The 20,769-nt window shown below is 61.1% G+C and carries 22 protein-coding genes and 1 pseudogene; 9 read left to right on the forward strand and 14 right to left on the reverse strand.

Going from position 1 to position 20,769, the window contains the following annotated elements:
- The first annotated feature begins 9 nt into the window (after positions 1-9).
- Entirely contained in the window at positions 10-1,107 is a 1,098-nt protein-coding gene (locus AC1RR7_RS15945; RefSeq protein ID WP_096822858.1) for a polyamine ABC transporter substrate-binding protein, read from the forward strand.
- Between the two features lie 177 nt (positions 1,108-1,284).
- Here the strand turns inward: AC1RR7_RS15945 and thpR are convergent, their stop codons facing one another.
- Positions 1,285-1,824: an RNA 2',3'-cyclic phosphodiesterase gene (gene thpR, locus AC1RR7_RS15950; protein ID WP_493066100.1), complete on the reverse strand. Its 540-nt coding sequence runs from the start codon at positions 1,822-1,824 to the stop codon at positions 1,285-1,287.
- A gap of 107 nt (positions 1,825-1,931) precedes the next feature.
- On the opposite strand from thpR, the gene AC1RR7_RS15955 reads away from it, so the two are divergent.
- Positions 1,932-2,126, forward strand: coding sequence for a hypothetical protein (locus tag AC1RR7_RS15955; RefSeq protein ID WP_096822860.1), 195 nt, complete (start codon positions 1,932-1,934; stop codon positions 2,124-2,126).
- A 15-nt stretch (positions 2,127-2,141) separates the two neighbouring features.
- Here the strand turns inward: AC1RR7_RS15955 and AC1RR7_RS15960 are convergent, their stop codons facing one another.
- Both AC1RR7_RS15960 and AC1RR7_RS15965 read right to left on the reverse strand, forming a co-directional pair.
- The gene (locus AC1RR7_RS15960; RefSeq protein WP_096822861.1) at positions 2,142-2,495 is read right to left on the reverse strand and encodes a DUF1428 domain-containing protein; all 354 of its coding nucleotides are present in this window, start codon (positions 2,493-2,495) and stop codon (positions 2,142-2,144) included.
- A gap of 18 nt (positions 2,496-2,513) precedes the next feature.
- A complete protein-coding gene (locus AC1RR7_RS15965) occupies positions 2,514-3,578 on the reverse strand; it encodes a hypothetical protein (RefSeq protein WP_096822862.1) in 1,065 nt (354 codons plus the stop codon).
- Positions 3,579-3,808: 230 nt separating this feature from the next.
- Here AC1RR7_RS15965 and AC1RR7_RS15970 point away from each other — a divergent pair, with 230 nt between their 5' ends.
- Positions 3,809-4,081 carry a hypothetical protein gene (locus tag AC1RR7_RS15970; RefSeq protein ID WP_096822863.1) on the forward strand — a complete coding sequence of 91 codons (273 nt, stop codon included), beginning with the start codon at positions 3,809-3,811 and terminating at the stop codon, positions 4,079-4,081.
- Positions 4,082-4,175: 94 nt separating this feature from the next.
- Here the strand turns inward: AC1RR7_RS15970 and AC1RR7_RS15975 are convergent, their stop codons facing one another.
- The 3 genes from AC1RR7_RS15975 to AC1RR7_RS15985 form a co-directional block, all read right to left on the reverse strand.
- Positions 4,176-5,237 (reverse strand): hypothetical protein, encoded by a 1,062-nt coding sequence (locus AC1RR7_RS15975; protein WP_493157962.1) that lies wholly within the window; start codon positions 5,235-5,237, stop codon positions 4,176-4,178.
- A gap of 94 nt (positions 5,238-5,331) precedes the next feature.
- Positions 5,332-5,538, reverse strand: coding sequence for a hypothetical protein (locus tag AC1RR7_RS15980; protein WP_096822865.1), 207 nt, complete (start codon positions 5,536-5,538; stop codon positions 5,332-5,334).
- A 167-nt stretch (positions 5,539-5,705) separates the two neighbouring features.
- Entirely contained in the window at positions 5,706-6,650 is a 945-nt protein-coding gene (locus AC1RR7_RS15985) for an aldo/keto reductase (RefSeq protein WP_273540987.1), read from the reverse strand.
- A 112-nt stretch (positions 6,651-6,762) separates the two neighbouring features.
- Between AC1RR7_RS15985 and AC1RR7_RS15990 the strand changes: the two genes are divergently transcribed.
- Both AC1RR7_RS15990 and AC1RR7_RS15995 read left to right on the forward strand, forming a co-directional pair.
- Positions 6,763-7,533, forward strand: a complete 771-nt coding sequence (locus AC1RR7_RS15990; RefSeq protein ID WP_493157963.1) for an alpha/beta hydrolase — start codon at positions 6,763-6,765, stop codon at positions 7,531-7,533.
- 140 nt (positions 7,534-7,673) lie between these two features.
- A complete protein-coding gene (locus AC1RR7_RS15995; protein WP_493157964.1) occupies positions 7,674-8,540 on the forward strand; it encodes a CAP domain-containing protein in 867 nt (288 codons plus the stop codon).
- A gap of 5 nt (positions 8,541-8,545) precedes the next feature.
- Here the strand turns inward: AC1RR7_RS15995 and AC1RR7_RS16000 are convergent, their stop codons facing one another.
- From AC1RR7_RS16000 to AC1RR7_RS16010, 3 genes are all read right to left on the reverse strand, one after another.
- A complete protein-coding gene (locus tag AC1RR7_RS16000) occupies positions 8,546-9,178 on the reverse strand; it encodes a Vgb family protein (RefSeq protein WP_096822869.1) in 633 nt (210 codons plus the stop codon).
- A 32-nt stretch (positions 9,179-9,210) separates the two neighbouring features.
- Positions 9,211-10,422 carry a helix-turn-helix domain-containing protein gene (locus AC1RR7_RS16005; protein ID WP_493157965.1) on the reverse strand — a complete coding sequence of 404 codons (1,212 nt, stop codon included), beginning with the start codon at positions 10,420-10,422 and terminating at the stop codon, positions 9,211-9,213.
- A 94-nt stretch (positions 10,423-10,516) separates the two neighbouring features.
- Positions 10,517-10,963: an NUDIX hydrolase gene (locus AC1RR7_RS16010; protein ID WP_493157966.1), complete on the reverse strand. Its 447-nt coding sequence runs from the start codon at positions 10,961-10,963 to the stop codon at positions 10,517-10,519.
- Positions 10,964-10,977: 14 nt separating this feature from the next.
- On the opposite strand from AC1RR7_RS16010, the gene AC1RR7_RS16015 reads away from it, so the two are divergent.
- Together AC1RR7_RS16015 and AC1RR7_RS16020 are read left to right on the forward strand one after the other, a co-directional pair.
- The gene (locus AC1RR7_RS16015; RefSeq protein WP_256580594.1) at positions 10,978-11,691 is read left to right on the forward strand and encodes a hypothetical protein; all 714 of its coding nucleotides are present in this window, start codon (positions 10,978-10,980) and stop codon (positions 11,689-11,691) included.
- 347 nt (positions 11,692-12,038) lie between these two features.
- Positions 12,039-12,467, forward strand: a complete 429-nt coding sequence (locus AC1RR7_RS16020) for a nuclear transport factor 2 family protein (protein ID WP_192560412.1) — start codon at positions 12,039-12,041, stop codon at positions 12,465-12,467.
- A gap of 67 nt (positions 12,468-12,534) precedes the next feature.
- Here AC1RR7_RS16020 and mqo read toward each other — a convergent pair whose 3' ends face one another.
- From mqo to AC1RR7_RS16035, 3 genes and pseudogenes are all read right to left on the reverse strand, one after another.
- Complete coding sequence (gene mqo / locus AC1RR7_RS16025) at positions 12,535-14,181, reverse strand: malate dehydrogenase (quinone) (protein ID WP_096822874.1); 1,647 nt, start codon at positions 14,179-14,181, stop codon at positions 12,535-12,537.
- A gap of 491 nt (positions 14,182-14,672) precedes the next feature.
- Positions 14,673-15,536: a methyl-accepting chemotaxis protein gene (locus AC1RR7_RS16030; protein WP_371858598.1), complete on the reverse strand. Its 864-nt coding sequence runs from the start codon at positions 15,534-15,536 to the stop codon at positions 14,673-14,675.
- Positions 15,528-16,286: pseudogene (locus AC1RR7_RS16035) on the reverse strand (MCP four helix bundle domain-containing protein); the annotation flags it as partial. The pseudogene AC1RR7_RS16035 and the gene AC1RR7_RS16030, both read right to left, overlap by 9 nt.
- A gap of 247 nt (positions 16,287-16,533) precedes the next feature.
- Here AC1RR7_RS16035 and AC1RR7_RS16040 point away from each other — a divergent pair.
- Both AC1RR7_RS16040 and AC1RR7_RS16045 read left to right on the forward strand, forming a co-directional pair.
- Positions 16,534-16,848, forward strand: coding sequence for a DUF2388 domain-containing protein (locus AC1RR7_RS16040; RefSeq protein WP_096822876.1), 315 nt, complete (start codon positions 16,534-16,536; stop codon positions 16,846-16,848).
- Positions 16,849-16,944: 96 nt separating this feature from the next.
- Positions 16,945-17,346 (forward strand): hypothetical protein, encoded by a 402-nt coding sequence (locus AC1RR7_RS16045; RefSeq protein WP_273539430.1) that lies wholly within the window; start codon positions 16,945-16,947, stop codon positions 17,344-17,346.
- On the opposite strand, the gene ligD is transcribed toward AC1RR7_RS16045, so the two are convergent.
- Together ligD and AC1RR7_RS16055 are read right to left on the reverse strand one after the other, a co-directional pair.
- Positions 17,347-19,866: a DNA ligase D gene (ligD, locus tag AC1RR7_RS16050; RefSeq protein WP_493157967.1), complete on the reverse strand. Its 2,520-nt coding sequence runs from the start codon at positions 19,864-19,866 to the stop codon at positions 17,347-17,349. It lies immediately after the preceding gene.
- 122 nt (positions 19,867-19,988) lie between these two features.
- A complete protein-coding gene (locus AC1RR7_RS16055; protein WP_493073456.1) occupies positions 19,989-20,732 on the reverse strand; it encodes a tellurite resistance TerB family protein in 744 nt (247 codons plus the stop codon).
- Positions 20,733-20,769 lie beyond the last annotated feature (37 nt).

The following is a 20,769-nucleotide window of genomic DNA, read 5'->3' on the forward strand; positions in this document are numbered from 1 at the left end:
GTTTCACCGATGAAAATGTTTGGCAGGACTCTGCTGACACTGTCCTTATTGGGCGCAATCGCCACAGGCGCCCAGGCCAACGACAAGGTGCTGCGCGTTTACAACTGGTCGGATTACATCGCCCCGGACACCGTCAAGAAGTTCGAGGACGAGACCGGCATCCGCGTGACCTACGACGTGTTCGACAGCAATGAAACCCTCGAGGCGCGTCTGCTCGCGGGTAAATCCGGCTACGACATCGTGGTGCCGTCCAACAGTTTCCTGGCCAAGCAGATCAAGGCCGGGGTCTATCAGACCCTGGACAAGTCGAAGCTGCCAAACTGGAAAAACCTCAACCCGGTGCTGCTGAAAAACGCCTCCGCCAGTGATCCGGACAACGCCCACGCGTTCCCGTACATGTGGGGCTCGATCGGCATCGGCTTCAACCCGGCCAAGGTCAAGGAAGTGCTCGGCAAGAACGCGCCGACCAACTCCTGGGACCTGCTGTTCAAACCGGAGAACGCCGAGAAGCTGAAGGCTTGTGGCATCAGTTTCCTCGATTCGCCGACCGAAATGATCCCGGCTGCCCTGCACTACCTGGGCTATCCGGTGAATGACAAGGACACCGCGCACATCAAGGAAGCCGAGGCGCTGTTCATGAAGATTCGCCCGAACGTGGCGTACTTCCACTCGTCGAAATACATCTCGGACCTGGCCAACGGCAACATCTGCGTGGCGGTCGGTTACTCCGGTGACGTGTTGCAGGCCAAGGCCCGCGCGGTGGAATCGGGCAACAACGTAGTGATCGACTACAGCATTCCGAAGGAAGGTGCCGGCAGCTTCTACGACATGGTCGCCATTCCGCGCGATGCGGCGAACGTCGAGAACGCTTACCTGTTCATGGACTTCCTGATGCGTCCGGACATCATCGCCGAGATCACCAACAGCAACGGTTACAGCAACGCCAACTCGGCGGCGACACCGCTGGTGGACGAAGCGATCCGCAACGACCCGGGCTCATACCCGTCGCAGGAAGTGATGGCCACGCTGTATGCGGTGCCGGATCAACCGATTTCCACACAACGGATCATGACCCGGGGCTGGACCCGCGTAAAACTCGGCAAATAAACCTTACCGTGATCGTTCCCACGCTCCGCGTGGGAACGATCAGACAGTCAGCGATCAGCCTTGAAAGTTTCCGTTCACGCAGCGCCTTACCACCGCTGCCCCCTGCTCTGAACGGCCTCACCTGGCTTCCTCGGTTCAGGTGAATTCAGGCGCCCTTGGGCGCCTTTTTTTGTGGGCTCAGATCAGCGGCCAATCGGCCAGTGCGCGGTAACGGCCCTTGTGGGATTCGAACAATGCAAAGCGCTCGGCCCGCAGGAAGAACTCCGGCGGCGTGGCGGACTCCGGTTCCGTCGCCCGATAGTCCCGGGCCAGCGTCAGGTGCGGGCGATATTCACGCGTCGTCTCTTCAAAACCAAACGGCAACATCGCCTGCTCCAGCGCATACACCAGTCGCAGCAATCCCTGCGGTGCCTGCTCCGGTGCCAGCGACAACACCCCGGCGCGGCGCCAGACCTGCAAGCGATCCAGCGAAATCCTCAGCGCCTCGCCCGGCGTACTCACTTTGGACGCCGCCTCACAGACTTCACCTATCTGCGCCAACGGCACCGCGCCGAGAAACAGCAGCGTCAGGTGGAAATTGTCTGCCGGCACCGGTTTACCGGTCCTAAGCCCCAGTTCGCTGCGCCATTGGGCAATCGCCTTGCGCTGCGCCGGCGGGCAGTCGAGGGCGAAGAACAGCCGCTTGAACGGTTGTTCGCCGTGCTTGTCATCCGTCATGGCCCCGCTCCCTTGTCGATGTCGATCCGTCGATTCTACACGGCCATTCCTGGCGACTCTCGGCATGGGGTTTATAGTTCAACGATTGCCATCAACCGGAGGGCGTCATGCGCGAGATCCTCAGTAAAGAACCCTGGTGGGCTCGGCCACCGAATCCGGGGCAGGATGAAAACGAGCTGGAATGGGGCTGGCTGGTGCATTACAGCGAGGGTGAGCCGCGTTTCGAGTTTGTTCGCGAGCGGCCGACGGACGAGCAGATTCGCAACCGCAAAGGCTGCCGGATCACCCCGTCGGCGGAGTGATCCGGCAGTTATGCCTCAAGATTCGAGAATGTTCTTGAAGCCACCGAAGATCATCCGCTGCCCATCGAACGGCATCGGATTGACGTCCGGTTGCATGCGCGGGTCTTCCATCATTTTCCCCATGCCGGCGTCGCGGGTGGCTTTGTCTGGCCAGACCAGCCAACCGGCCGACACGGTTTCGCCTTCCTTGAGTTTCACCGCCATCGGGAATGAGGTGACCTTGCCGTCCGGCACATCATCGCCCCAGCCTTGCACCACCTCCAGGGCGCCGTACTCCTTGAACAGTTTCTCGGCGATTTCGCAGTGTTTTTTGTACTGTTCGCGGTTGGCGTTCGGCACGGGTGCGACAAAAACATCGATGTAAGCCATGGTCGTTCTCCTGCGGGTTTAGGGGTCGATCTGCTGAGTAGTCGACTCAGGCGGCCGCCATTCGACAGGAGTGGCGCCCAAGCCGACCGACGGTTCATCACCCCCGCCCAGATTGCCTTCGACCTGCGCCGCCATGTGCAACGTACCGGCCATCACGCCGGTGGTCGGGTTCTGCACCAGCTTCAGCCAGGCCTTGTCGAAGGTGTTGCCCAGACTGCTGCGGATCAGTGCTTCGCTGTCGGGACGATCACTGGCCTGGAGGATGGCGCGGATGCCTGCCACACCGGCCGAGATCAATCCGCCGACGAGTTTGCCGGCCGCCGCCGCCACCGCGCTGGCGGCACCACGCGGTGCCATTTCCGCCTCCATGCGCTGGCTGGCACGCTTGGCCACCGGGGCCATGCCCGCGTCGGTCGAGGCGATGCCCTTGGCCCCCCCTTCGATGTGGATCTTGTCAATCAACGCCGCGTAGGCCGGCAAGGTGTTCAGCGGTTCAGTGCTGACGATCTGATACAGCGAGGCATCCCGGGCCGGCGGCGGGCCGAGGGCAATGGCGGGGATTTTCTGCAAATGCCCGTTGAGCTGGGCAATGGGCACGCCGTAGCGCTGGGCGATGACCGGCATCTGCTGCGCCATCAATTGCGCGTAGAACGCGGTGGACTGGCCGAGGATCGCGTCCGGGTCGATTTCCGCCGCGACGGGCGCCAGGACTCGCTCCTGATACTGCTCCAGCAAATAGGCGGCCAGGCGTTTGGACGAAGCATCCTGCTCGCCGCCGGCGCTGATGGTGTACCAACTGACCTTCATCGACAGCCATTCCTGGGTCCAGTAGCTGCTGAACCACGGGATGAATTTTTCTTCAGTTTGCTCATAGACGCGAATGCGCCAATGTTCCATTGAACCGCGAGCGAAAACCTTGACCTGCTCGGTGGACTGTCGGGAAGCCGTAACGATGTCCCGGTCGATCTGCTGCCAGGTAGCCGGTGAAACCACCACCGGCGGCGCGCTCGCCGGGCCCCGCGCCGTCGTCGCGCAGCCGGCCAGCAACATCAGTGCGGCGACGATCAGCGCACGCAGGTTCACGGTGGCGGTGTCCTTTTGTGGATCAGATCTGGAGGTAATGGTTTGAGTATAGGTGCGGGTTTCAGCCGTTTGTCCGGTTGTAGGAGGCTGCGATTCTGGCGGGCGATTTCAACATTCTTCCCAACCATCACTGACGTCGATGTTCACCATTACGACGATTGCCTTCCGCATCAAACGCGTCTGGCGCAGGATTTACCCATCCGAGACAAACACCACGAGGAGTTCACATCATGAGTCATACCGTCACCCTCGCCGTGAGTTTCCCGGTCTTCGGCAACAACTATTACGACCAGCACGTGGTGTCGCTGAAGACACAGCCGCTGGTGTTCAACGAAGATTTCGAAGATCTGCTGATGCCCGCCGCGAGTAATCATTTCAGCAATGAAGTGGTGGGCCTCAACGATCAGTTCCGCTTTCTGAGCGACATACTCGCCACCCATTTGCTGGACATCGAGGCCTCCGTGCCTGCGCGATCCAGCGTCCGGGCGAACGCTCATTTTTAATCGCTGTACCTGCTGTTCCCTTGAGGAACGGCCATGAAAAAGCCCACTGGCCGATTAGGCTCAGTGGGCTTTTTTTGTCAGCGCAGACGGACTATCAACGCTTCCAGCAATCGGCGTAGCGCGAGCAGACGTCGTACTGCTGCTCCATTTTCGCCATGCGGTCGAGGTGGCGATTGATGGTTTCGACCGTCACCGCTCTGTCGGTCTGGAAATAGAACATGACCATGGTTTTTTCCAGCTCCGCCGGCGCCGAGTTCATGGGGTTGGCGGCTTCGCCGGTTCCTGTCCACGCCTTCAATTGCTTGTCGTCCGCGCTACTCAGGCGTTTGCGGTATTCGTCGGTCGAGCGTTGCATCACCTGCGTCTTCTTGGCGGCGAAATCCTGATCGAACGCCTCAAGATTCTGGCGGTACAACGTCCAGTATTCGTCCGGCAGATTGAAGCCCAGCTTGGCCTTGCGCTCGCTGATCAGTGAGTCGATTTTTTCCGGCGAGTTGCCCGCGACCTTGTCCCTGGCCGTGTCGGAGGTCATCCGGACGAACGTACTGCCAGCAATGATGCGATCCATCATCGCCGTGCGTTCCGGCGTATCGGGCAGCAGCGCGGGTGGTTTCGGAAAGATCGGGCTGCGGCCCTCACAAGCGGCAAATCCATCGCGCCTGATGGTGACGGGCGTACGTACATCCTTGCCATCAACCCGTTGCAGGCGCTGCATCAAGGTCAAGCATTGGTTGCCCTTGAGTTCGAAGGTGAGTTCATACTCCATTGCGCGCTCGGGTCTGAAACCGAATACCGCGCCACACACGCCATAGCCCACCTGGGTATTGACCTGCAGGAACACTTCCTTTTCGGGCGGCAATTTCACTTCAAGATAACCACGGGCCTTTTCCGGAGGCGCCACGGTCATGCCTACCCGCCGCAGACTGTCTCTGACAAATAAATTGTTCAGGATGCCAGTGGTCAGGCCATCGCAATGCTCGGCGTCGAAGTAATTGACGGTGGCATTGTCAGTGTTGGCCACAAAACGCATCTTGGCAGCGTCTGGCCCGGTGGCGTCCTGATAGGTCCCCGTCAGTGCGCAACCACCAAGCCCCGAGAGGGACACCATCAAGCCGAAAAGCGCCGAAGAACGGCGAAGGAGCGAAGTGACTGGCATGTTCATCCTTGAGGGAAAGGCCGGGAAAAGCCGCGATGCTACTGAATAGCCACTACTGCGTCCATCCCGTCAAAACCTGCCTGTCCAGCGTTGATCAATCATCATCCCGGTCACGGTGGTAGCGACGCCCGTCGCGGCGATCGTAATCGCGGTCGTCCCAACGCCGATCATGATCGTAGTAACGGCCATGATCGCGGTCGTAATGGCGGCCATGTCGGTAGTCATCATCAAAGTCCGCCACACAGCCGCCCAGCAATACGGCGGCGGAAACAGTCAGCAGCAGCGTTGTTGCACGCATCATTCAGAATTTCCCTAAAACCAAGGTCTTGACGACGGAAACGGTCAACGCAACCCACACCGAAGTGGCGCGGTGCGCGCAGCCGCAGATACGACCGGGGAAACGAACGATGATTCACAGGGAGACAGCGACCGTTCATCGCCCTACCTGCAAGACTGACGCGAGCGCTGCTAACCCACCAGCGCAATCAACTGCTGGCGCTGCGCATCGGTCAACATCGGCCCGAACCCGGCGCCGGCGTTGTCGGCCATGTAGCGCGGATTGCCGGTGCCGGGAATCACACAGGTGACCGCCGTGTTCGACAGCAAAAACTTCAGCGCCAGTTGCGGCCAGCTGTTGACCTGCACATCCGACACCCAGCCCGGCAGCGGTTTGCCCTTTAGCCGTGCCAGCAGCTCGCCGCCGCCGAACGGGCGATTGCAGATCACCGCCACTCCACGCTCGCGGCACAACGGCAGGATGCGTTTCTCCACGCCCCGGTCATCAAGGGCGTAGTTGATCTGCAGGAAGTCGAGCTGTTCGGCCTTCAGTACCGCTTCCACTTCCTCGTACGCCGAGGGCGTGTAATGGGTGATGCCGATGTAACGGATGCGGCCCTGCTCTTTCCATTCACGCAGGGTCGGCAGATGAGTCTGCCAGTCCAGCAGGTTGTGGATCTGCATCAGGTCGATGCGCTCGGTACGCAGCAGACGGAAGGAGTTTTCCATCTGCGCGATGCCCTCCTCGCGCCCGCGCGTCCACACCTTGGTCGCCAGAAAGGCCGGTGAACGGGGTTCGTGGATCGACAACAACTCACCGGTGGTTTCTTCAGCGCGGCCATACATCGGCGAGCTGTCGATCAACGTGCCACCCTTCCTGAACAACTCGTCGAGCACTGCCGCCAAGGGCCGGTAGGCCGGATCGCCGGGCGCGACATCGAAACCGCGATACGTACCCAGCCCGACCAGGGGCAGCCGCTCGGAGCTGGAAGGAATGGCGCGGGTCTGCATGGTCTGGCCTCCTGAGGCGCTCGGCGACGTGGCAGTGGCCAACGCCCGGTCAAACGTGAAAACCGCCGAAACCCCGGCAGCCAGCGTGAGCAGGCGGCGGCGGGAACAACCCTCAGTGTGGCTCATGCTCGCGTCTCTGCTTGATGGATCTGTTGCGCCTTGTGTTCGGCGGCGGTCACTCGGGAAGGCTCAACTACACTGCGACTGAGCACCCTCACGCCCCGTTAAAGTTAGCCGAATGTCCAGAATCCTGATGTCGCTCGTCGCCTTGATCGTTGCCGTGTACCTGATCCTGTGCGCGGCGCTGTTCGTTTTTCAGCGTTCGCTGATCTATTTCCCGCCGTCGGGTTCCATGGATACGGCGGAATCGCGAATGACGCTGGCGATGCCCGACGCCGATATTCGCGTCAGTGTTCGTGAGCATTCCGGGGCGAAAGCGCTGATCTATTTCGGCGGCAATGCCGAAGACGTGTCGCGCAATCTGCCGGCGTTTGCCGAGGCGTTTCCCGACTACGCGGTGTATCTGCTGCACTATCGGGGGTTTGGCGGCAGCGGCGGCTCCCCGTCCGAAGCGGCGATCGCCGAAGATGCGCTGGCGCTGTTCGATCAGCTGTATGCCCGGCATCCACAGATTGCACTGGTTGGACGCAGCCTCGGTTCCGGCGTTGCGGTGCGGCTGGCCAGCCAGCGGCCGGTGGCGCAACTGATTCTGGTCACGCCTTACAACAGCCTCGTTGAACTCGCCGTCCAGCATTACCCGTGGGTGCCGGTGAAGTGGTTGCTCAAGGATCGTTACGAGTCCGGCAAATATGCGGCGCACATCAGCGTGCCAACGCTGCTGCTGGCGGCCAGCGATGACGAGGTGGTTTCACGGGCCAGCACCGAACGCCTGCTGCACAGCTTCCCCGACGGGGTGGCGATGCTCAAAGTGGTGAAGGACTCGGCGCACAACTCGATATCCGAACGGCCGCAATACCTGCAATGGATGAAGGATGTGTTGAACCGGTGAGTGAAACCTGCGCACTTCGTCGGCGACCAGCGAAAGCCTGAGGCGCCTCCTGAACCAAGTGCAAAAAGGCCAGTCCTACTCGCGCCGCTTTCGCGGCTAACTCCCTATCAGCGCTATCTTTTTTCAGAGCCTTGCGTCCCATGCGCCACGCCGTCCGTTCGTCTCGCTTCGTTTCGCTGTGCCTGCTGATCCTTTCTCCCCTGCTCGCCCCCTCTGCCCACGCTGGCGCAGAGCGGCAACTGGCAGCCGCCATCAATGACCTCCGTGCCCATCCGCAACGCTGCGACCGGCGTCCGGCACAACGCCTGGCGCCACTGGCGCTGAAGCAGAACATTGCGTTGCCCATCGGCTATGGCTACGGCGGCGGGATGCGCGAGCAACTGAAGGCCTCCGGTTATGCAGCGGTCGCGGTGCGCAGCATCCGGATCGTCGGGGCCGAGGATGCCGAAGAGGCGTTTGATCAATTGCAGAATGAACATTGCGGCGCATTGCTGGATGCGCAGTACGCCGACATCGGCATCAGCCGCGCCCGCAGTGAATGGCAAGTGGTACTGGCGCGTCCGGTGATCGACAGCCGCATGGGCGATAACCGCAGCGTCGGCAAAGCCTTGCTGGCCGAGGTCAACGCCGCCCGTGCCCGACCACGAATGTGCGGTCGCCAGCGCTTTGCCGCCGCCCGCCCCTTGAGCTGGAACCCGGCCCTCGGCGCCGCCGCCCAGGGTCACAGCAAGGCCATGGCCTACGGCAACTACTTCGCTCACCAGGATCCGGACGGCGACATGCCAGCCGACCGCGCCCGGTCTGCCGGCTACCGTGGCCGGCAGATCGGCGAAAACATCGCTGCCGGGCAGAGTTCTCCGAGCAAGGCCATGGCCGGCTGGCTGGCCAGCCCCGGACATTGCGCCAACCTGATGAACCCGATGTTCACCCAGGTCGGCGCCGGTTTTGCCAGTGAGGCCCGCAGCGATAACGGTGTGTACTGGACGATGCTGTTCGGGGCGCCTTGAGCGCCTCACTTCGGCCGACGCACGGCCCGCACCTTGCTGCTGTTGCCGCCACCGCAGTAGAAGCGATCCCCGCCATCGGCCTCCAGTCCGGAGACGCCGATCCCGGCGGGCAACGTCAGGCTTTCCAGAACCTCGCCGCTGCCTGGATCGATCCGCCGGATCTCGCTTTCTTCCCCTTCCCAGGTGCCATGCCACAGCGCACCGTCGACCCAGGTCACGCCGGTGACAAAACGGTTTGATTCGAGGGTGCGGAGGATTTTCCCGGTTTCCGGATCGATCTGATGAATCTTGCGATCGCGATACTGCCCCACCCACAACGTGCCCTCGGCCCAGGCCATGCCCGAATCGCCGCCGTCGCCGGGGGCCGGAATGGTGTGGAGCACGCGCCCGGTGGCCGGGTCGATCTTGTGGATTCGGCGGTCGGCAATCTGAAACAGGTGCTTGCCGTCGAACGCGGTCCCGCCATCGGCACCGACCTTGATCGTGCGCACGGTTTCGCCGCTGGCCGGGTCCAGCGCATTGAGCTGGCCGTCACTGGCGAACCAGACTTGCCGACCGTCGAAGGTCACGCCGTGGACACCGTCGATGCCGTCGAACGGGCCGTATTCACGAAGGATTTCTGCGTTTGCGTGTTTCATGCTGGCTTCCTCGTTGAGTGGGTGAGTCCAGCCTAGCCATTGCCCAACGACACCGGGAGTAACAAGATCGTCGCGAAACCCGGCACGGGCGGGGTCAGCCATCGCCGCGCACGGCCGACACCGAACGCCTGGACCTTGTCTTGCGCCGCCAACGTTTCCAGTGCCCGTTGTATCTGACGCTGGCTGCTGCCCAGCGCGAGCGCAAGTGCCGAGCTCGACCACGCCTCGCCGTCAGCGAGCAGGGCCAGCAGTGCGGCGTGTTTGTCTTCGAGCGGTAACGTCAGCAGCGCCACGTCTTGTGCAACCAGCGCATAGCCACGGGAAGTCGCAGTGATTCCGGCCAGCGGTTGCAGCGCTGCACGCAACCGGCCAATCTCGACCCGCAAACGGGCGCGGTGGGATTCATCATCGAGTTTCAATCGAAAGGCTTTGGCGACCAGTGTCTCTCGGGGCACATCCCCGGGCCAGGCTTCAGCGAGCAGCCGAACGAGGTGAAACAGCACCGGCCGCGTGGCCAGCGCCACCGTCATTCCTGCACCGCGAACGTTATAGCGACAGGCATCGACCACCAGCGTCGGCGAGGCAAACAACGCTTCAACCTGCGCCAATGTCACCGCTTGCACCTGACCCGCAACGATCAATCGGGCAGCGGGCGCTTCGAGGATTTGCCGAGCGTGCTCGATCTCCGCCGACAATGCCGGAATGGCAGCCGACTGAGCCACCCGTTGCGCACGTTCCAACGCCATTTGCGCCTTGTGCGCCTGCACCCGGCGCAACGCGATCCCGGCAGCCATCAGTTCATGAACGGCGCGCAGGGCTGGCGGCAACGATGCTGGATCGAGTCCAGCGAGCAGCGCATCTGCGTCGTCCAACTGCCCGATCAGCAGCAACCGACGAATCTGCAGATAGCGCGCGTGCGCTGCATTGAGCCAGTCGCCGTGATCGTGCAAGGCCCGCCGCGCCGCCTCCAGCGCCTTCACCGGCCAGCCCAGATCCCGCGCCGCCAGTGCCACTTCGGCCTCGGCCACCACGCAGCGTGCCCGAGACAACGGCTCATTGGCGCCGAACGCTTTCACCGCCCGCTGCAGCAATACCTTGGCCCGCGCCATATCGCCGAGCTGGGCCATGGCGATCCCGCGCAGGGCCAGGGCCGGAGGGTCTTCGCGCAGCGCCACAAAATTCAGCGCGGCCAACGGATCACCCGCCGCCAGTGCGCGACCGGCAGCGTTGATCAGCGAGTCCATGGGGAGTCCGGCATGTCACGGTTTCCGGTATCAGATCGTGGGTGGAGTCTAATACCGAATGCGGTTTTGTCTGGGTGATCGTGTGACTGCGTGCTCAGTCGAGGATGGCGGCGTTCTTGAGCAACGCCTGCAAACCGACGGGCACCAGCGGTGATTGCTCAGTGAAACTTGAGTTGTCTTGCCAACTGGCGGTGAACGGGGCGCCGTCGCTTTCGTGACCGACGATCTGCAATTGCTCGTAGACCTGCGCGTCTTCGAAACGGGCGTCATACACCTGAACCATCTCATGTCCCGGTTTGCCGTTGTAGACGAAGAGGCTTTCAAGTGTGCCGAGCAGGCACAGGTCCTTCATTGAAAGGCCCAACTCTTCCTGCACTTCGCGCACGATGGCCTCGCGACTGGTTTCGCCAAATTCGATGCCACCGCCGATGGGACGGTAGAAGGTTTGGTCTGCGACCGGGTCGTGGAAGCGGTTAACCAGAATTTTGCCGTTGTGCTGAAAGACACACAGTGCAAGTGCGCGGATACGCGGTTCTGCCATGGGGTGAAGTCCGTTTGCTGGATGAAAAGCCCGGCATTAGATCACACGCAACAGAGGCGCTGCTTCAGGTAATCTGCGGTGGTTTGAAAGGGAATACAGCCAATCACGGAGTCGATTATTTGAAACGTCTAGCCTGCTATCTGCTTCTACCCCTGCTCTCGGCCTGTAGCTCGGGCCCTTACCTGAATCCGCAATCGACTGTCGGTCAGAACGCGTTGCTGATCAGAACGTGCCCCGGCCCTCACCAGGCAATGAGCTACACGACCACGTCAGAAGAGCTCGATTGGGTGCATCTGTTGGTCTATGCAGCGCTGCCGGGGACGCCGACAAGGCCTGATTATCATCACAGCACCGATACCGAAGTGCGCCTGTACGCGTATCTTTATACGCCCCCGTACATGCGTAACCTGAATACACCGGAACAGTGGAAAACCGCCTACAGCACGCCCGAACCGGCCCTGTGGATCAGCGCGGCTTCGCCGATGGCCACCGTGCAACTGGCCAATGGCAAGTCGTACCAGGTCAGCATCGAACGCTTGAAAACCGGTTTCGACCCGCGTGAAAAAGAGCTGGATCTATATTCCCCCGGAACACCCCTGGGCAGCGGCGAAATGGACGATTTCATCCTGACGCTGCCGGAGCTCTTCCTGAACGGAGAGAAAATCCCGACAGCGCCGATCCATTTCAAAAAGCATGAAGAACGTTACATGCCGGTACTCAACTGCTGATCGTCAGACCGGAGAAATCGTGGCCAGAACGCCGATCATGATGGTCAACACGAGAAAGCCGCCGAGGAAAAACGCCATCTTAGCCATGAAGGCCTCCTGAATACTGAATGTCCGGCGCACCGGGCGCTTCGGAATGAAGCTCGTCGCGTGTGGCCGAACGGCAAGGGTATTTTGGGCCTATGGCTGAGATGGTTACAGATGCAGATTCAACAGGAAAAAGCGGATCAGATGGATTTGGCCCACTCATGTGTCGACATTCAGACCGGTACAGAAGGTTTCCATTACGCCGCTTTGATCTAGAGTCATGGGCGCCGCGCAAAGAACAACAAAAATACAGGAGTGAAACCATGTCCGAGCTGAACCTGCACCCCAACGCCGCCGAATCCCTGAACCGCTGGCACGAGATGATCCGTACCGGCAACTTGAAAGCCCTGCCCGACCTGCTCGACCCCAAAGCCGTATTCCGTTCGCCGATGGCCCACACACCCTACCCCGGCGCGCCGGTGGTCGCGATGATCCTCAACACCGTGTTCGAAGTGTTTGAAGACTTCAAATACCACCGTGAACTGGCGACGGCTGATGGTTTGAATGTGGTGCTGGAATTCAGTGCAAAGGTTGGGTCGAAAGAGCTCAAGGGTATCGACATGATCCGCTTCGATGAACAGGGGAAGATTGTCGAGTTCGAGGTGATGGTGCGGCCGTTGAGTGGGTTGCAGGCGTTGGGTGAGGAAATGGGGCGTCGGTTGGGGGCCTATCTGGCCGCTGCCAAGGCCTGAAACCCGGACACAAAAAAGCCCACTGACCGTCGCCGGTTCAGTGGGCTTTGTGTGTCAGGCGTCTGAATTACAGAGCCATGTCACGTGCAGCGTTTTCTTTCGGAGCTTTAGCCTTGTCAGCCGCTTCTGCCGCCGGAGCTGCAGCCTGGCCAATCACCGGTGGGGTTGGCAGTTGCAGGATCTTGGCGGTGTAAGCCCACTCTTCAGCCACTTTGGCTGGATCGTTGTTCAGCTGGGTGCCGTAGCTTGGAACGATCTGGTGCAGCTTGGCTTGCCACTCAGGGGTAGCGACTTTGTCTTTGAAGACTTTCTGCAGCACGCTCAGCATGATCGGTGCAGCGGTCGATGCGCCTGGCGATGCGCCCAGCAGACCGGCGATGGAGCCGTCTTTCGAAGCAACGATTTCGGTGCCCAGTTTCAGCACGCCGCCAGCGGCTTCATCACGCTTGATGATTTGCACGCGTTGGCCGGCTTGCCACAGGCGCCAGTCTTCGGCTTTGGCGTTCGGGAAGTATTCCTTCAGCGCGTTCAGACGGTCTTCATCCGACAGCATCAGTTGACCGGCCAGGTACTCGACCAGCGGGTATTCCTTGATGCCGACCTTGGTCATAGGCCAGATGTTGTGGGTGGTGGTGCTGGTCAGCAGGTCCAGGTACGAACCTTCCTTCAGGAACTTGGTGCTGAAGGTTGCGAACGGGCCAAACAGGATGACGCGCTTGCCGTCCAGGACACGGGTGTCCAGGTGCGGAACGGACATCGGAGGCGCGCCAACCGAAGCCTTACCGTAGGCCTTGGCCAGGTGCTGCTCGGCGATGGCCGGGTTATCGGTCACCAGGAACGAGCCGCCTACCGGGAAGCCAGCGTATTCCTTGGCTTCTTCGATACCGGACTTCTGCAGCAGGTGCAGAGCACCGCCGCCGGCGCCGATGAACACGAACTTGGCGTCGGTTTCAGTCTTGGTGCCGTCTTTCAGGTTCTTGTAGCTGACGCGCCAGGTGCCATCGGCGTTCTTGGTGATGTCCTGTACTTCGCTCGACAGCTTCATGCTGAAGTTAGGCTTGGTCTGCAGGTAACCGGCGAACTGGCGGGTGATTTCGCCGAAGTTCATGTCGGTACCCAACGGGCTCCAGGTGGCCGCGATTTTCTGGTTCGGGTCACGCCCTTCCATCATCAGCGGAACCCACTTCTTGATCACAGCCGGGTCTTCGGAGTACTGCATGCCGGCGAACAGCGGGCTCGCTTGCAGGGCTTCGTAGCGCTTTTTCAGGAACTTGATGTTGTCATCGCCCCACACGAAGCTCATGTGCGGAGTGGTGTTGATGAACGAGCGAGGGTCCTTCAGGACGCCCTGCTGAACCTGCCAGGCCCAGAACTGACGCGAGACCTGGAACGCTTCGTTGATCTCGACGGCTTTCGGGATCGACACTTTGCCGTTCTCGTCTTCCGGGGTGTAGTTCAGTTCGGCCAGTGCGGAGTGACCAGTACCGGCGTTGTTCCAGCCGTTGGAGCTCTCCAGGGCAACGCCGTCGAGGCGCTCGACCATTTCCATCGACCAGGTCGGTTCCAGCTCATTGATCCACACACCCAGGGTGGTGCTCATGATGCCGCCGCCGATCAGCAGAACGTCGACTTTCTTTGCTTCTTCGGCATTGGCAGACGACATCCCCATCGCCAAAGCCAGCCCCAGCAAGGCTGTGTTCACTTTTTTAAACATCTGTTGCACCTATGATAAAACGCCTTCCGCCCGCCGCTGTTGTACGTATGAGTTCCCCTTGTTCGCGACACTCAGGCCAGCGTCGCGGGTTCCGGCACACTTCAATTTTGACGGGTGGGCACACAAGGCCGACAGGCTGCGTCGACCTCAGTTATATGTCCCTTCTGAACTGACTTCTTATCATTATTGGCTTCAGCTACTTGAGCGACAGGGGTTCGGTCGGCCCGCCGAAAAGCGCGCCAGACTGAATTAGGTCAAACCAAGTGGGGCGAAGAATATCACGTCAGGACAAACCCGCGCGTCTGTTCCCGACTCGATAGTCTTTATCCGTTCAAGGACTTATCGGCTGCCAGCGGCCGAACATGACCCCCATCAGCGGCTCTGGCCTGAGCCTTTCAGCCGTTTGACCGCCCCTTCCAATCCAGAATCCTGACGCTCCCTTGTTACAAATAGGGTTCCCGGCACCGCCCGACTGCGCTCTCCAGAAACCTTCACAACCGAAACCGATCCACCGACTGCGCCAGCCTACCCGCCAGGCTCGACAACTCATCTGTCGTATTCGCCGTCTCGCCGATCACTTTGCTATTGCCTTCCGACATGCCCGCGATCATCTCAACCTGATGGGCAATTTCGTTGCTGGCCTGGCTCTGTTCGCCGATGGTGCGGGTGATGTCGTTGACCAGTTGCGTGGTGTTCAGGGTAGCTTCGAGGATTTCGCGGATAGCGCGTTCGACGTCGGCGGTGACCGCCATGCCCTTGTCGACCTGAGCCACACCTGCTTCCATGCTGCTGACCGCTTCGCGCGTGCTGTTCTGGATGCGGGCGACCATTGCGGCGATTTCCTGGGTTGAAGCGCTGGTGCGGGCGGCCAGGCTGCGCACTTCATCGGCGACCACTGCAAACCCCCTGCCCTGTTCACCCGCCCTGGCTGCTTCGATAGCCGCGTTGAGCGCCAGCAGGTTGGTCTGGTCGGCGATGCTCTTGATCACCTGAATGATGTTGAAGATGCCTTCGGACTCCTGATCCAGCGTGCGGATCACCTGCGCCGATTGCTGGGCGGAACGGGCGATGTCGTCCATGTCGCTGACCACCTGATGGATCACCTGACCGCCGTTTTTCGCCAGTGACTCGGCCTGGCTGGCCATGTTCAGCGCCCGTTCGGCGTGGCGGGTGATCTCCTCGATGCTGGCGGTCATCTGGCTGGCGGCGGCGGCCATGGTGCCGGCGGCGGTACTTTGCTGCTGGCTGCTGTCGGCCACCTGATGGCAGCCGTGGCTCAGTTGCTCGCTCATGCCGCTGACGCCGTGGGCATTGCGGCGTACCACGTCGATCATGTCGCGCAGATCCCGCTGCATGGTCGCCAGCGTGCGGATCAGCACGCTGGCCTCGTCCTTGCCCGAAGGCTCGGCGATCGGCTCGCTGAGGTTGCCATGGGCAATGCTTTCAGCAATGCGGCTGGCGGCTTTCAATGGCCCGGTGATGCTCAGGATCACCCAGCGCCCCTGCACCAACAGCAGCAACAGGCTGGCAATCAACACGACACCAAGGGCGATATTGGCGTTGCGGATCGCCGCTTCGGTGCCCTGGCTGGTCTGCCGGGTATTGGTTTCGATCAGTTCGCTCAGGGACGCCATCTGCTCTTCGAGCTGGCTGAACGCGGCGCTGAACGTGCCGAGTTCGTGTTGCGCCGTGTCCGGGTTGTCCAGCGCCAGCCCGACAATCCGCTCGCCGGCGTTGATGTAAGTGTCGAGACTTGGCCGGATCTGCTCCAGCGCCGCCCGGATCGTGGCGTCGAGCGGCAGTTTCAGGTTCTCGCCCAGTACCTCGCGAAAATGCGCGGCATGTTCTTCGACGGAACTGCGCACCTCGTCCGCCGTGCTGGTGCTTTTGCCCAGCCCTACGAGCATCGCCGAATAGACGTCGGCGCGCAGGGCGTCGTGCATCATGTCGGCTTCCATGTGGTTGCGCAGCGCGCTCATGCTGACCGCGTTGTCACTGACCGCCGAAGCCATCCGCTGGTTGCCGACGTAACTGACCAGGCTCACGATCAGCGCCGTCAGCAGACTGGTCGCAATCAGCAACACCAAACGCAGTTTGATCGACACGGTAATTTTCTCCCTGGTCGCGCCGCACAGCGCTTTCAAAGCTTCAGTTAAGCCTATTTCCGCGAACCCGCCGGGTTAGAGCGTCTCAACGTGTGTCGTCACATCCGGTAAAAAAGAACACTGTGCGGCAGTTCTCGGTTTGCAGCCCCGACAACTTGTTCCGGCCCATGGAACTCCCGAGCCACGCGGCACCTCTCACATTATGTGGAACTTCCTTTTCGCTTTACGCTGCTGGAGGAACACCGTCATGCGTCGTTTATTACTCGTTTCGTCTCTTGTGCTGTGCCTGCCCTTTGGATCGGCCTTCGCCCGTGTGGATGCGGGAGATGTCGCCACATCGGCGGGTGTTTCAGCGTCGCTGTACTCCACCTTCAAGGATCACAAAATGGTGATTCCGGCCCGTGACGACCTGTCCGCCTTCGTCGCCAGCGGCGGTGCCATTCGTGGCGTGTATCTGGAGTCGGTTCTGCAACAGGTTCGCCAGGACAACCCCGGTCTGAATGCCAGCGATGAAGAGCTGGCCAACGCCATCCTGGTTCATTACGAAGGCTTGTCGCAGTAAGCCGTACGCTCGACGTCGCCAGCTTTGCACTCTGCCGATGGACGGCAGCCGGGCGACCATGGGCAAAACCGTCGAACGGCCTCTATGATGGAGGCCATGACGATTTCCGCCCCGATCCGCTCCCCCTGCCCTCCCGGTGTCTGCGACTGCGGGCGCGATCCGCTGCTGGAAAATCCTGGCGCAGATATACGCATCCTGTTGCTGACCCGGCAGGAGGAAAAACGCCTGCTGGATCGTCTGGAAAACCTGCAAAGCCTGGCCGATCTCGAACGCCTGCAAGGCAGGATGTTCGAGCAGTTGGGTATTCGCGTGGAAATCGCCCCCGGTGACAACGTGGTCAAGACCATGCTCGGGATCGATATCAGGATTGACGAACTGCCGGGCCTCTGCCGCAAGACAAAACAATCCATTCCGGCCGCCATCCGCCGCGGTCTGAAAAAGCATCCGGAAGTCGCCTTCCAATTGCTCAACGCCCACGACTTGCTGCGCGACACTTGATCATTTCTTCATGCCGACCCGTTTGCGCATTTCGGCCGTGATGCTTTGCCGGGTTTTCTTCATGTCCGCCCAGGGCTCATCACCGACCTCCGCCAGTCGTTCGTGGACGTTATGCACGTTCCATTGATTGGCGCCTTTGATCTCCTTCACTTCATCGATAAACAGCGGCACCGACACCGGCAACCCTTCGCGGGTGCGCGCCGCGTAGGCGCAAATGGTGGTGGCACCGAGACCGTTGCGCAGGTAATCGATGAAGATCCGCCCCACCCGGTTCTTCGGCCCGGACACTGCTGAAAACCGTTCCGGCAACAGCTTGGCCATGTGGCTGACGATGGCATGGCTGAAATCCTTGACCTCGTCCCAACCGTGCTTGCGGATCAGCGGCACCACCAGATGAATGCCTTTGCCGCCGCTGGTCTTGAGGAATGCCCGCAAACCCAGTTCATCCAGCACGGTCAGGGTCAGGGCGGTGGCTTCGACCATGCTTTTCCAGGGCAGCGCGGGGTCCGGGTCGAGGTCGAGAACAAAGCGGTCGGGCTTCTCCAGGTCCACCGTGGTGGCGTTCCAGGTGTGCAGTTCGACGGTACTCATCTGCACCGCGCCGACCAGCGCTTCGGCATTGTTGATCAACATGACCGGTTGCCCGGTGACGTCCTTGTCCAGCGTGCGGATGCCCGGGATCGCAAGGTGTTCGGCGTTTTTCTGGAAGAACAGTTCACCGGCAATGCCATCCGGCGCCCGCACCAGTGCCACGGGGCGATCCTTGAGTTGCGGCAGGATCCACTCGGCGACGCTGGCGTAATACTCGGCGAGTTGCATCTTGGTGGTGCCGCTGCTGGCGTCGATCACCCGGTCAGGGTGAGTGATGCGCACCTTGCCGCTGGCCAGGCCGGGTTCTGATTCAGACTGTTTCACCGTTTTGGCCCTCTCTTGAGTGATGTCCCGGGCCGGTTTGTCCTCACGCACGCCATGAAACACCGCATGGCGCACCGAACCGTCCTGAGTCATCTCGGCAAACGCGACTTCCGCCAACAGGCTCGGTTTCAGCCAGTGCACGCCTTGGGCCTCGAAGCCACTCGGCGGGTTGACCACGGCCGGCTTCTTCGCCCGCAAGGGCTTCAACTGCGCAAGCAGGTTTTTCAACGTGGCCTCATTGAAACCGGTGCCGACCTTGCCGGCATAACGCAATTCACCGCTGTCGCGATCGTGCAGACCCAGCAACAACGCACCAAACGCACTGCGCGAACCCTTCGGATCGGTGTAGCCGACAATCACGAATTCCTGACGATGCTTGCACTTGAGCTTGATCCAGTCACTGCTGCGCCGCGACACGTACGGCGAGCCGAGACGCTTGCCGATCAGGCCTTCCATCTGCATCTGGCAGGCGCTGTTGAGCAACGCTTCCGGGGTTTCGTCGAACGCTTCGGAGAAGCGCAATAGTGGATCCTTGTGCGCCTTCAATACTGTGGCCAGCGCCGCGCGCCGCTCTTCGACCGGTACTTCGCGAAGATCGACGCCGTTGAGGTAAGGCAGGTCGAACAGGTAATAAATGATGTTCGCGCTGCGGTTGGCTTCGAACGCATTCTGCAGCGCCTGAAAATCCGGAACACCGGCCTCGTCGGCGACGACCATTTCACCGTCAAGCCAGGCCGATTCCAGCCCCAGCGCGGCGAGTGCCCGGGCCTGCTCCGGCAGTTTGTGCGTCCAGTCATGACCGTTACGGGTGAACAACTGCACGTCGTCATGATCGATGCGCGCCATGATCCGGTAGCCGTCGAACTTGATTTCGTAGCTCCAGTCTCCCGCCGGCGCACTGTCCACCAACGTGGCCAGTTGCGGTTTCAACTGCGCGGGAATCCGGGCCTTGTGTGCGCCAACAAGTTTTCCTGAGGCCGGCTTGCGCGCTGGTTTTTTGAGCGGTTTGACTTGTCTGGCGTCGAGCCTGGGTTTGTCGACCAAGGTACGCTCGCTGAGCACGCTGTCCGGCTCGGCGACCAGCACGTCGTAATCGCTTTGCGGCCGGGCGGCGCTGTCCTGATGCTTGATCAGAAACCATTGCTCCTGCTTGCCCGGCATGTGGGTGCGCACCAGATTCCACACCCCGCCAAGCTTCTCGCCTTGCAGTTCGAACTTGAGTTTGCCCTTGGCGTAGGCCTTCTGCGGGTCTTCCAGCGGGATCCACACGCCGCGATCCCAAACGATTACGTCCCCGGCGCCGTAATGGCCCTCGGGAATATTGCCTTCGAAGGTCGCGTAATCCAGCGGATGGTCTTCGACATGCACCGCCAGCCGCTTGACCGTGGGGTCCAGCGACGGGCCTTTGGGCACCGCCCAGCTTTTGAGCGCACCGTCGAGTTCCAGGCGAAAGTCATAATGCAGGTGCGACGCGTCGTGCTTCTGGATGCAGAACTGCAACGCGTGATCGGCATCAGCCTTCTTGCCCCGCCGCTTGACCGCCGCCGGTTCAGAGGTTGCCGAGAAGTCGCGCATGCGGTTGTAGTCGTCGAGGTTCCTGTTCATGGCGGCTCCGGCTGCAATCGGGTCCTGTTATGCAGAAGAGCGACGCTGGCGGAGAAAAATTCAATCGGCATAAAAAAGCCCCGGACGGATGGAAACGTCCGGGGCTTGGGTGATGACGTGTTTCAGGCTGTGCCTTTGGCCTGCTGCTCCAGATGCACCTGCAACTGAGGGTCGATCTGCAATGCCGCCGCCAGTTCATCCAGGTAATTGCGCTCGGCGTCCTGCTGGTCATCCACCAGCATCACGCTGGCGATATACATTTCGGCGGCCACCGCCGGATCGTTGTTGGCGGCTTGCGCGACTTCGCTGGCATCCAGCGGTTTGGCGACTTCAGCGTCGAGCCATTGCTGCAGGTTCGGATCGTCGGTGTGGCGGCCGATTTCGCTGCTGATCAGGTGTTTTTCCGAATCGTCGATCCGGCCGTCTGCCTTGGCCGCCGCGATCAGTGCGCGCAGAACCGCGTGACTGTGTTCCTCGACTTGCGGGCCGGCCAACAGGTCTGCGGTTTGTGGCGTTTGTTGCGGCGCCGCCGATGCCTGACTGCGCTGCCAGGCCTGATACGCCTGGAACGCCATCATGCCCAGCGAGGCCAGTGCCGCGTAGTTGGTGCCGCCGGAACGACTTTGCGTACCGCCGCCAAGCGCCCCGCCACCCAAGGCTCCGCCACCGAGCAATCCGCCGAGCAGCCCACCCAGGCCGCCCAATCCGCCGGCAGGCGAACCACCGCCGCTGTTACCGCCGCCGCCCAGCAGGCCACCCAGCAAACCGCCGAGCCCGCCCAGGCCATCGCCGGCCGAAGCGCCACTTTGTTGTCCCGCCGAGGCCTGGCCTCGCAGCAGTTGTTCGAGCAAATCACTGGTGTTCATGACATCGTCCTCAGGCAAAGGCGTAACAGCGTCAGGC

The sequence above is a fragment of the Pseudomonas sp. GW821-FHT11G12 genome (genome assembly GCF_058808055.1).

Coding starts and splice junctions, on each gene's coding strand:
- AC1RR7_RS15945 (WP_096822858.1), top strand. CDS start 10: ATGAAAATGTTTGGCAGGACTCTGCTGACACTGTCCTTATTGGGCGCA.
- thpR (WP_493066100.1), bottom strand. CDS start 1,824: ATGACGGATGACAAGCACGGCGAACAACCGTTCAAGCGGCTGTTCTTC.
- AC1RR7_RS15955 (WP_096822860.1), top strand. CDS start 1,932: ATGCGCGAGATCCTCAGTAAAGAACCCTGGTGGGCTCGGCCACCGAAT.
- AC1RR7_RS15960 (WP_096822861.1), bottom strand. CDS start 2,495: ATGGCTTACATCGATGTTTTTGTCGCACCCGTGCCGAACGCCAACCGC.
- AC1RR7_RS15970 (WP_096822863.1), top strand. CDS start 3,809: ATGAGTCATACCGTCACCCTCGCCGTGAGTTTCCCGGTCTTCGGCAAC.
- AC1RR7_RS15975 (WP_493157962.1), bottom strand. CDS start 5,237: ATGCCAGTCACTTCGCTCCTTCGCCGTTCTTCGGCGCTTTTCGGCTTG.
- AC1RR7_RS15980 (WP_096822865.1), bottom strand. CDS start 5,538: ATGATGCGTGCAACAACGCTGCTGCTGACTGTTTCCGCCGCCGTATTG.
- AC1RR7_RS15985 (WP_273540987.1), bottom strand. CDS start 6,650: ATGAGCCACACTGAGGGTTGTTCCCGCCGCCGCCTGCTCACGCTGGCT.
- AC1RR7_RS15990 (WP_493157963.1), top strand. CDS start 6,763: ATGTCCAGAATCCTGATGTCGCTCGTCGCCTTGATCGTTGCCGTGTAC.
- AC1RR7_RS15995 (WP_493157964.1), top strand. CDS start 7,674: ATGCGCCACGCCGTCCGTTCGTCTCGCTTCGTTTCGCTGTGCCTGCTG.
- AC1RR7_RS16000 (WP_096822869.1), bottom strand. CDS start 9,178: ATGAAACACGCAAACGCAGAAATCCTTCGTGAATACGGCCCGTTCGAC.
- AC1RR7_RS16005 (WP_493157965.1), bottom strand. CDS start 10,422: ATGGACTCGCTGATCAACGCTGCCGGTCGCGCACTGGCGGCGGGTGAT.
- AC1RR7_RS16010 (WP_493157966.1), bottom strand. CDS start 10,963: ATGGCAGAACCGCGTATCCGCGCACTTGCACTGTGTGTCTTTCAGCAC.
- AC1RR7_RS16020 (WP_192560412.1), top strand. CDS start 12,039: ATGTCCGAGCTGAACCTGCACCCCAACGCCGCCGAATCCCTGAACCGC.
- mqo (WP_096822874.1), bottom strand. CDS start 14,181: ATGTTTAAAAAAGTGAACACAGCCTTGCTGGGGCTGGCTTTGGCGATG.
- AC1RR7_RS16030 (WP_371858598.1), bottom strand. CDS start 15,536: ATGCAGCGGGATCTGCGCGACATGATCGACGTGGTACGCCGCAATGCC.
- AC1RR7_RS16040 (WP_096822876.1), top strand. CDS start 16,534: ATGCGTCGTTTATTACTCGTTTCGTCTCTTGTGCTGTGCCTGCCCTTT.
- AC1RR7_RS16045 (WP_273539430.1), top strand. CDS start 16,945: ATGACGATTTCCGCCCCGATCCGCTCCCCCTGCCCTCCCGGTGTCTGC.
- ligD (WP_493157967.1), bottom strand. CDS start 19,866: ATGAACAGGAACCTCGACGACTACAACCGCATGCGCGACTTCTCGGCA.
- AC1RR7_RS16055 (WP_493073456.1), bottom strand. CDS start 20,732: ATGAACACCAGTGATTTGCTCGAACAACTGCTGCGAGGCCAGGCCTCG.